This window comes from Rhodoplanes elegans (assembly GCF_016653355.1).
Lineage (GTDB): Bacteria > Pseudomonadota > Alphaproteobacteria > Rhizobiales > Xanthobacteraceae > Rhodoplanes > Rhodoplanes elegans.
Map to the genome: position 1 here is coordinate 1 of NZ_NHSK01000116.1, position 10,315 is coordinate 10,315.

General features: G+C 66.3%; 7 protein-coding genes and 2 pseudogenes. All 9 read right to left on the minus strand.

All coding sequences use genetic code 11. The features are described from left to right. Positions 1-120 precede the first annotated feature (120 nt). Positions 121-321 (minus strand): annotated as a pseudogene (locus tag CCR97_RS15355) (DNA primase); the annotation flags it as partial. After that, positions 321-4,679 (minus strand): strawberry notch family protein, encoded by a 4,359-nt coding sequence (locus CCR97_RS15360; RefSeq protein WP_111355365.1) that lies wholly within the window; start codon positions 4,677-4,679, stop codon positions 321-323. The pseudogene CCR97_RS15355 and the gene CCR97_RS15360, both read right to left, overlap by 1 nt. 185 nt (positions 4,680-4,864) lie before the next feature. Further along, a pseudogene (locus CCR97_RS15365) lies at positions 4,865-5,263 on the minus strand (hypothetical protein); the annotation flags it as partial. Between the two features lie 70 nt (positions 5,264-5,333). Continuing rightward, entirely contained in the window at positions 5,334-5,528 is a 195-nt protein-coding gene (locus tag CCR97_RS15370) for a hypothetical protein (protein ID WP_111355364.1), read from the minus strand. A 1-nt stretch (position 5,529) separates the two neighbouring features. Continuing rightward, positions 5,530-5,922 carry a hypothetical protein gene (locus CCR97_RS15375; RefSeq protein ID WP_244670475.1) on the minus strand — a complete coding sequence of 131 codons (393 nt, stop codon included), beginning with the start codon at positions 5,920-5,922 and terminating at the stop codon, positions 5,530-5,532. Between the two features lie 272 nt (positions 5,923-6,194). Continuing rightward, positions 6,195-6,416 (minus strand): hypothetical protein, encoded by a 222-nt coding sequence (locus tag CCR97_RS15380; RefSeq protein ID WP_111355363.1) that lies wholly within the window; start codon positions 6,414-6,416, stop codon positions 6,195-6,197. A gap of 61 nt (positions 6,417-6,477) precedes the next feature. Further along, positions 6,478-8,631 (minus strand): ParB N-terminal domain-containing protein, encoded by a 2,154-nt coding sequence (locus tag CCR97_RS15385; RefSeq protein ID WP_111355362.1) that lies wholly within the window; start codon positions 8,629-8,631, stop codon positions 6,478-6,480. Between the two features lie 178 nt (positions 8,632-8,809). Beyond that, positions 8,810-9,181, minus strand: a complete 372-nt coding sequence (locus CCR97_RS15390) for a DUF2958 domain-containing protein (RefSeq protein WP_111355361.1) — start codon at positions 9,179-9,181, stop codon at positions 8,810-8,812. Next, entirely contained in the window at positions 9,178-10,140 is a 963-nt protein-coding gene (locus CCR97_RS15395) for an ArdC family protein (RefSeq protein ID WP_111355360.1), read from the minus strand. Before CCR97_RS15395 ends, CCR97_RS15390 begins: the two co-directional genes overlap by 4 nt. Positions 10,141-10,315: the final 175 nt, after the last annotated feature.

The following is a 10,315-nucleotide window of genomic DNA, read 5'->3' on the forward strand; positions in this document are numbered from 1 at the left end:
CGTCGCGGCGCATCACGCGACCCTCCCTGACGGGCGGAGGTTATGTTGCGCAGAAGCTGCCGATCCCTCACAAAACGGCCGTCCAGCGCGGGGCCGCAACATAACCAGCGCCGCAACATAATCGGTCCATTTGCCGGCCGCGCCCTTGCCGCTCTCCGGGCCGATGAGGCGCACGAACATCGAGCGGCCGGGCGTGTTGCGCACGTCGCCGACCATCCAGTAGCGGCCTTCGCGGTGGCCGTTGGACAGGTAGTGGCGGCACAGCGCCTCGGCATTGCGCGCGAGCCGGCGTGCCAGTTCGGAAGCGTCGAGCCGGGACATTACACTGCCTCCCGCTCGCCGACGCGCTCGACCGGATAGCGATCCATCACCCTGGCGAGGATCGCGGGACCGCTGGCGTCGGTGGGCACGAACAGGCGCAGCTTCCACGAGATGATCTCGTGGAAGAGGCCGTAGGCGGTGAGCCGCTCGCGCATGGTGTCGGTGAAGCCCGACAGCTCGATGCGATGACCGCCCATCACCCGGACGCGACGAAGCTGAAGCCCCTCGGCGAGGTCGATGACGGTCTTGCCGTCGATGAGCGTGGCGAAAGCGTCATCCGGCGTCAGCGACGGCAGGCCAGTCGCGGTGGCCGTGGCCGCCCAAGCCGGCGAGACCCTGCGGCCGATGATGCGCTCGCCGTCATCGGTTTGCAGGCGATAGACGCGCGTCGACTCGTTCGGCAGCCGCTTCCAGATTGGAAGCAGCAAGCCCGCGACCATGTGGATGGTCGAGTCTGCGAACGGCGGCACCTCGTTCAGTTCCGCGGTCCAAGCTGTGGCGAAAGTCGCCTCGTCCGCCTCATCCCAATGGCTCTCCGCCATCATCCGAACGGGCACGTTCGGCGCTTCCATCGGCCGGATCAGACGCACGCGATATTCGACCTCGCCATCGTCGAGCATGACGGACGGTGCGTGGACCTGCACGGCAGCGCGCCCGGAGCGCTCGTTGACGAGAAGCCGCGATCCGCGCTCGCGCAGCCGGCTCAATGCTTCGTCAAGCGTGACCGGCCGATTACGCTGGCGCTGCGTGATGGTGAACAAGCGCGTCTCGGCGCCCGTGCCGGGATGTGTGTAGATCGTCTCGCGATTGGTGACGACGAAGCTCTCGGCGCGAAGCGTCTCCAGTCCCATGTCATAGGTGCCGGCAGCGACGGCGCCCTCGATGCGCGCGTTCAAGAGTTGCTCGAAGGCGGTGAACAGGATGCCTTGCAGCTCGATCGTCAGCGCGAGCATGCGGTTGAGGAATGTGGTGATCGGCGGCAGATCGTCCTTGATGCCGTTCGCGTCCATGAGCTTCAGGCCTGTCGCCGCCTCGAACCGCTGAAGCGAGCAGCCCTCGATCTTGCCGCGAACGAGCAGCATGTAGAGCTGGCGCAAGGCGTCCCGCGCGTAGTGGGATTCCAGATTGTCCTCGGGCCGGAACAGGCCCTGGCCGCCGGTCTGGCGCTGGCCGCGCGTGATCGCACCAAGCGTATCGAGCCGGCGTGCGATCGTGCTGAGGAAGCGCTTCTCGGCCTTGACGTTCGTTGCGACCGGCCTGAACAGCGGAGGCTGCTGCTGGTTGGTCCGATGCGTGCGACCAAGCCCCTGGATCGCCGTATCCGCCTTCCACCCTGGCTCGAGGAGATAATGCACGCGCAGGCGCGTGTTCCTCGCGGTAAGCTCTGCATGATAGCTACGGCCGGTGCCACCCGCATCGCTGAACACGAGGATGCGCTTGTCGTCGTCCATGAACGCCTGCGCCTCGGCAAGGTTGGCGGAGGCCGCGCGAGTCTCGACGACGAGACGGTCGCTCTTGGCACTGACGCTCGACTTGCGGACTATGCGGCGCGAGCGGCCGGTCACCTCGGCGACCATGTCGGTGCCGAAGTGCTGTACGAGCTGGTCGAGCGCGCCCGGAACAGGGGGCAGACTCGCGAGCTTGGCGATCAGCGCATCCCGTCGCTGCACGGCGTCCCGGCTCTCGACCGGCTGGCCGTCGCGATAGACCGGACGCGATGACAGCTTGCCCTCGCTGTCGGTGAACGGCTCGTAGAGCTGCACCGGGAAGGAATGGGCAAGGTAGTCGAGGACGTACTCGCGCGGCGTGATATCGACGCGAACGTCGTTCCATTCCTCGGTTGGCAGCTCGGCGAGGCGGCGCTCCATCAGGGCCTCACCCGTCGAGACGATCTGGATCACGGAGGCATGGCCGTCTTCGAGATCGCGTTCGATCGAGCGGATCAAGGTCGGCGTCTTCATGCTGGTGAGGAGGTGCCCGAAGAAGCGCTGCTTGGCCGACTCGAACGCGCTGCGCGCGGCGGACTTTGCCTGCCGGTTCAGCGTGCCCGATCCGCCTTCGCTTCCGCCGGTGATGTTGGCGGCCTGCATGGCGGCATCGAGGTTGTTGTGAATTATCGCGAAGGCGTCCGCGTAAGCGTCGTAGATGCGGGTTTGCTCGGGCGTCAGCTCGTGCTCGACGAGTTCGTATTCGACGCCGGCGAAGCTCAGCGAACGCGATGTGTAGAGGCCGAGCGCGCGCAGATCGCGGGCGAGCACTTCCATGGCGGCGACACCGCCAGCCTCGATCGCCTCCACAAACTCGGCTCGCGTCGAGAACGGAAAGTCTTCGCCGCCCCACAGGCCGAGCCGTTGCGCATAGGCGAGGTTGTGCACCGTCGTCGCGCCGGTGGCGGAGACGTAGACGATGCGTGCATCCGGCAACGCATGCTGAAGCCGCAGTCCTGCGCGGCCCTGCTGTGAGGCCTCCTGATCGCCGCGTTCGCCTTTGGCGCCGACCGCGTTCTGCATGGCATGGGCTTCGTCGAAAATGATCACTCCGTCGAAGTCGGAGCCCAACCATTCAACGATCTGCCGCACGCGGGAAAGGCGTTCGCCACGGTCGTCGGAGCGTAGCGTGGCATAGGTGGTGAATAGGACGCCTTCCCGAAGCGTGATCGGCTTGCCTTGCGCGAATCGAGAGAGCGGCGTGATGAGCAGGCGCTCCATCCCGAGGGCTGACCAGTCGCGCTGCGCATCTTCGATCAGCTTGTCGGACTTGGAGATCCACACCGCCTTGCGGCGGCCTTGCATCCAGTTGTCCAGGATGATGCCAGCAGACTCGCGGCCTTTACCGACGCCGGTGCCGTCGCCGATCATGAAACCGCGCCGGAAGCGAGCCGCACCTTCGGCGCTCTCGGGTGCGGCGGTCACGACGTCGAGGGTATCGTCCACGGTCCAGGCGCCGGCGAGATGGTCGGCATGCGCCTGGCCTGCGTAGATAAGCGTTTCGAGCTGCGCGCCCGAAAGCAGGCTAACGATATTGGAGGGAAGCCGGGGGCGGTAGCTCGGCTTCGGCGGTGCGACCGAGGCCATGGCCGCCGACTGGACGAGTTGGGTCGGGTGATCCTGAGCGCCGGAAATCCGGATGCTCTGAAGGCCGTAGTCTTCATAGATGGCGTCGGAAAGCCGCGCGCCCCGAGCTGGTGTCCAATCCATCGTCTCATAGGCGAGGTCGACGCCCTCGGATTCGGTCACGCTCGCTTGATGTGGGCCCGAGCGTGCGGCGCGCGCGATGTAGCCGCGAACCGTGCGCGGGATCGCGGCTGCTGTGGGCGCAACAACAGCGGGATCGACCGGCAATCGCGCGGGAAGGTGTTCCGTGATCCACGCCATCAGCGTGGCGACGTCGGGGGCGACGCCGGGCGCAGTAGGGAACACGGTGGGATCGGCGGCCGGCCGCTTGTCGATGACAGTGATGCGCGTCGGGAAGGTCGTGCCGTGCTTGGCATAGACCCGTCCGTCGATGGCGGCGGAGAAGACGACACGGCCGCGCTCCTGGAGCCGGACATAGGCGTCGCGCCAAGCCGGCGCGTCGGGCGCGAAATTGGCGCCCGTGATCGCGACCAGGCGGCCGCCGTCAGCAAGCCGCGCCAGTGCCGAGCCGATATGGCGGAACGCGGCGTCGGCCATGCGTCCCTGCACGTGCGCCATCGCCGAGAACGGTGGATTCATGATGACGACGCTCGGCACGATGGCGGCGTCGAGGTGATCGTGAATCTGCGCGGCGTCGTGGCGGGTCGCGCCGATGTTCGGAAACAGCATGGCGAGAACGCTGGCGCGGGTGTCCGCGAGTTCGTTGAGCACAAGCGATCCGCCCGCGATCTCAGCGAAAATGGCGAGCAGGCCGGTGCCGGCCGAGGGCTCCAGCACGCGGTCGGTCGGCGCGATCGCGGCCGCCGTCGCGACAGCGAGGCCGAGGGGGACCGGTGTCGAGAACTGCTGATAGGCCTCGCTTTCCGCTGAGCGGCGCGTGTGCGTCGGCAGGAGCCCGACGATCTTCTCCAGCATGGGCAGCGCCTGAGCCGGAGAGCCGGACTTGCGCAAAAGCGCCTTTCCGTATTTGCGGAGAAACAGAACGGTCGCTGCCTCGCAGGCGTCGTAGGCCGTCTTCCAGTCCCAGGCGCCGGTCGTATCGGAGCCGCCGAAGGCTGGCTCCATTGCGGCGCGAAGGATCGCTGCGTCGACCTGACGACCCTGTTCGAGGTGAGGAAGAAGGAGTTGCGCGGCAGTCTGGATGCAGCGGGCGATTTCAGGAGGCGACGCAAGCGGCGACGTCGCGACCGCAGGCGCGGCCGCAATAGCGGTGGAGGGGGTCATGGCGATGAACCTCTGGGAGAGCGAAGACGGGCGAGCCGGCCGGCGCTCTCTCTGGACCGCTCCGGCTCAAACCCGTCCCGGCCAGACTCTTCCTCTCGTCACGCCGCCGCCTTCACGGCGCGCCACGCGACGCGCTCATCGCGCGTGGTGTTGGCGACACTCATCGCGCACCTCGCTTGCTGCGTCCCGGCCGAGAGCGTGTTGTCGAGCCAGGGATTGGTTGCGATCCACGCGACGGTCTTGAGACGGCCGAGGTCGCGCACATGCGCGCCGCCACCGAAGGCGTTCACGCGCGGGCGCGAACAGGTGTTCGCCCATTGGAAACCCCAGCGTCCGGAGAGGCCGAATTGCGCGGCGCAGCGGAGTACGAAGTCGATGACGGCCTGCGGATCGCCGGTCGTGTCATCGCGAATCCAGAGCTGGGTTCCGCCATGTTCGGGCTGGATGGAGGAGAACGCCTCGGAGGGTGGGTCCTCTGCGGCGTTCTCCTCCATCGTGCGATTGTAGAGATCGAGCGCACGCGCGGCGTTTTCCGGCGTGCCGACATCGAGAAGACAGGAGAAGTGCGTGAAGAAGTCGGCCATGTCGGGCTCCTGAAACGACAAAGCCCGGCGCGGCGGCTGGGCTGGTTGAGATGGAATTGCGGCTGGAGCGCTAGAGCCGGAATTCGGCGATGAGCCGCTGCGCGTTGGCGTGATGCTCCAGCATCTCGCGGTAAAAGCGCTTGCGCGCCTCCCGCTTCGCCGGATCACGCTGCGCCGATCGTGCGAGCTTTCTGCGCGCGGCGCGGATCACCGCGCGGTCGCTGGCCCAGACGATGATGTCGAGGCGGAGATAGGTGCTGTACATCTCAGCGTCCCTTCGCCTGCTTCGCTACTTGCAGGGCGGCGAGCGCCGCTCGGAATTCGGCCGCGCCGATCTCCTCCGACAAGTCGATGTTGGCTGCGACGAATAGGCAAGCGGTGTGGACGTCGTCATCCGACACAGCGTTGGGCGTGAGACCCGCGAAGTCGGGATCGGTCTCGATGATCGGGAGAATCTGGCCGCGAACGCGATCCTCCTGAAGCTGTGCGAGGACGTGACATCGCGGCGGCGACGTGATGGGCTCGTCGGGACCGCGAGCGCCGGCGAGGATTGCTTCGGCCTTCGCGACCGCCGCATTCGCGCGCGCGAGCCAGTAGGCGTCTGTCCGTCGCTCGGCGGTTTGGTCCGCAACGACGATCTTGAGGAGATCGAACAGCATCTCGAAATGCGCGGCCTTACGCGGAATGGTCTCATCGAAGTGCGATGGGATCGGGATGGTCTCACCCGAATAGGCGGCGTCGGCGCCGAGCCAGACGCCGGTGACATAGGTTTCGCCGGCGGCTCGGCGGGAGCGGCGGCGTCATAGGTGCGCTGCCGGTAGACCGGCACGCGGTAGGTCGTTTCGACGGTGTAAGCGGGCATGACAGGCTCCTGAAAAAGCGAAGCCCGGCGCGGTGGCCGGGCCGTTGGGGTTGGATGGAGAGGAGGCGGCTAGTAGCCGAATCGCCATGACGGCCAGGGCTGGCCGTCATCAGCGGCCTTGACCGCCTCCTCGAGATAGTCGGCATTCCCTTCCACGACGGTCGGGTTCTCGACGGGCGTTTCGTCCATCACCGTCACGGCGCAGACGAGGCCGTCCTCCACCTCGACATGGACGGGCAAGAGATACTGAAAGAAGACGCGGCCCGGCGTGGCCGAGCTGAGCTTGGTCATCGGAATGCTCCTTGTTGAGAAATGGCGGGGGCGACCGAAGCCGCCCCCGCCATGGTTCGCGTCACTCGGCGGCGATCATCGCCGGGTCGTCGGCGTCGGCTTCGCCGTCATCCGGTTGCGCGTCCTCATCGTCGGCGAGGAATGCGGGCAGCGCATCGTCGCCGTCGGTCTCGATCGCGTCTGCCGCGCTCGTTGCGTCGGGATCGGCGGGACGCAGCGGCTCCGGCAGCCAGCCGGTATCCGCGAGCAGGCGCTCGGCCTCCTTGGCCATGTCGGCCTTCTTGAGGTGGTCGACGAGCTGCGCCTTCTCTTCACCGAGCGCTTCTCGCACGGCTTCAACGATCCGGCTCTTCGTGACGCGGCCGAGATAATTCGCGACACTCGGGCGCCATCCAGCCTCCACCATGTCGAGGCCCGTGGCACGCGCGAGCCGTTCGGCTTCGCGCATCCGCCGGTCGAGCCCGTGCTGGGAGACGCCGTTGCCGCTATAGGGATTCGGACGCTCGTAAAGAGCGTTGATCCCGTAGCTGACGCAATGCGCGAGCAGTGCGAGACGGCTTGCATCGTCGAGCCCTGCGATCCAGTCCCACAGGCGATCGTCGTCTTCGAGCGGCATGTCCGCCTTCCAGGCCTCGACGCGCGCCTCGATCGCCTTGGCGGAGGCGCTGTCCTTCAGGTCGGTGGCCTGAACGGGGAAGTGAACCTCGCGAACGGCTGCCTCGACGGCGGAGCCGTGTGCGTTGCGCTTGAAGGCGTCGAGCACGAGCTTGTGCAGGAGTGCTGTGAGGGCGACATGCGGGTGATTGGCGACTGATTCACGCAGCGCCAGCGTGCGATGCGCGGTGAGCTCGATGACCAGGCGCTCGGGCAGCGGTTTGACGCCATCATCGTCCTCGTCATCGTCTCCCTCTGGTTCTTGTCCGCCGATCGTGATGACAGTGCGCTGAACGGACGGTGTTTCGGGAGCATCAACCCCGCCGTCCTCTCCATCGGCCTCGGCGTCGCTGCCGTCGACGGCAACAGGGGCCTCGTCCTCGGGCCGCACATAGCCACGATCAACCAGGATGTCGCCGTCGCGATCGACGCTGACGAAGATCCCAGCGCGAGCGATCTCGGCGGGATCGTAGACGATCGGGCGCTTCTCGAAGGCGTCGAGAGCCTCCTCGATCTCGCCGAGCCGCTGATCGATCTCGTCCGGCAGCTCGTCGGCGCCGTCATACTCCGCCTCGAGCCGATCGTATTCCGCGCGCAGCGTTTCACGTTCGGTCCGCTCCTCGTCGGTGAGATCGACGAAAGAGCCGGTGATCTGGCGCAAGCCGTGATCGTAGCCATACGGAAGGTCGAGGTCGATCTTGACCCACTTCCAGCCTTCGCTGGCGATCTCCTCGGCCACGGTCTTGAGCCGGTCGCCGACCAGGCGGTGCAGCAGCGACGGGTCCTGGAGCCAGCCACCGTTATCGTCCTCGAACAGGTCGCGCAGCACCGCGCCGCCGGCGGCGACATATACGTCGACGCCGACAAAGCGCGCGCGCTTGTCGGAGGCCGTGATTGTGGTCTCAGTCAGCAACTGGCGGATATGGAACGGTTGCCGGTTATACGAATGCTGCACGGCTTCCCACACCTGCTCCTGACGCTCATGATCGGGGTTGACGGTGAAGGCCATCAGCATGTCGAGCGTCATGCTCTCCTCTGCATACGCATCGCGCAGCACGGGCGAGACGGCGTTGAGGCGCAGCCGCTGCTTCACAACCTGCACGGTCGTGAGATACGCCGCGGCGATTTCTTCCTCGGTCATGCCCTTGTCGAGCATGTCCTGGAATGCGCGGAACTGGTCGAGTGGATGAAGGCCGGCGCGCAGAAGGTTCTCGGCGAGGGAGTCGTCCTCGGCGAGGATCTTCGTGTCGGACTTGCGCACGACGCAGGGGACGAGGCCGTCCTTCGGGAAGCGCTTGGCCTTCACCAAGCGCTCGATGGCGCGATAGCGGCGCCCGCCCGCCGGCACCTCGAACATACCGGTCTCGTTGCCATCCGCGTCGAGAATGGCGCGGACGTTGAGGCCCTGGACGAGGTCCTCGCGCCGGCCGATGTCGTGGACCAATTCGTCGAGCTCGGCTTCCGGCCGGGTTCGCCGGACATTGGACTCCGAGAGCACGAGCTTGTTGAAGGGAATGTCGCGCGAGCGCGAGAAGACTATCTTCTTAGCAGCCTTTGCCATGTCGGGATACTCCGCGACGGGCGCCGAGAGCCTCTCTCTCGGCTTGAAACCCGTCACGAAGCGAAGCGCCGCCCTCTTCCTCTGAGGACGGCGCCACCTTCCGGCGACCCGGAGAAGCGCAGAGCCGGAAACGCACAAACGTGCATCTCCGGCTCTGCGGATTTGAGGATCAGGCGCGTCACACGCCGTCACGGCGAGCCTGCCGTGCGCGGTAGAGAATGCGTTCGGCGGCACGGATGCTCCCAGCCTCGCGGGCGGCTTCCGCCCAGACCGAGATCGGGAAATCGCCGGTGAAGAGGATGTCGCGCTCGATGCCCATACCGAACGGCAGGGTGATCGAGGCGAGTTCCTCGAGCGAGAAGCTGCCGAGTTCGGGACAGCCGAGGTCGGCGACGCCGAAGAGCGTGTCGCCATCATCGTCGAGCTCGGTCGCGAGCCAGACGCCTTCGCCCAGGGGGTTGAAGAATTTGACGACGGGCACATGGTCGGCGCCGCGTTCGCGGCCATTGGCGAGCAAGCGCTCGCGCAGGTCAGGGGTCAGGAGGATCATGCCGCCCTCCTGTCGACGTCGGTCTCGTCGCACTCGGGACTGCTGGCGGTGTCCGGCAGGAAGTTGAGCAGCCAATCCGCAGCCTTGCTGGCGTGAGAGGCAGCACGAACGATGGCGCGATTATCCTCGCGCAGCACGTCGAGCCACGAGGCGATGTAGTCGGTATGGCGAACGGTCGGGACGATGCCGAGGGAGGCGCAGCAGAACGCCGCGTTCATCTCGGCGACCAGTTCCTCGAACGCATACTTCTTCGATCCGAAGGACCCCGAGAAATCGCGGCCGAGCCGCGACGCATGGCCCGTCGCGTGACCAAGTTCATGCAGGGCCGTGCGGTGCCAGTTGATGGTCTCGAAATAGGCCTGTGGAGGTGGCACCTGCACATAGTCGTGCGCCGGCATGTAGAAGGCACGGTTCCCGCCGATCCGAACATCGATGCCAGTCGCTTTGATCAGCGCCTCGACGGTGGGCTCGATCAGCCCCGGTTCGGGTGCAGGCGGAGCGACGGCGAGACCCTCGGGGAGATCCTCGCACTGCGCCACGTTGAAGACCGTGAAGCGCTTCAGGAATGGTATCGCCTGCGCCTCGTCGCCGGTTTCCCGCGCCCGCTTCTTCTCGTCGTCGGGAATGAACCGATCGGCATAGACGACGGTCGTACCGTGCTCGCCCTTGCGGACATGACCGCCGAGCGACAGCGCCTGGCGGAACGTGAGCCAGCTCTGGACGGGGAAACCGTGCTCGATGACGGCGCCCCAGAGGATCAGCACATTGATCCCCGAATACTGTCGGCCGGTAGCCGCGTTCGCTGGCATTGCCAGCGGCGCCTTCGCCGCCGCCGAGCCCCACGGCTGCACCCAGGGAACGCGGCCGGCTTCGAGCTCGGCGATGATCTTGTTGGTAATGTCGTCGTAAAGGCTCGTCCGGTCGGCGCCGGAGCGGGCGTTGCGGTCATGTCTGGACATCGCGGTTCTCCGCGACGGGTGCCGGAGGCCTCTCCTCCAGCCCTCAACCCGTCACGGAAAGCCCGATCCGCACTCTCACTCTAAAGGGGGCGTTGCGGGGGGCTCCCCGCAGAAGGGGTCGGCCGAGACCTTGGCTCGGCCGCAGGGGAAGGCCTTCCCCTCCATTATTTAAGAT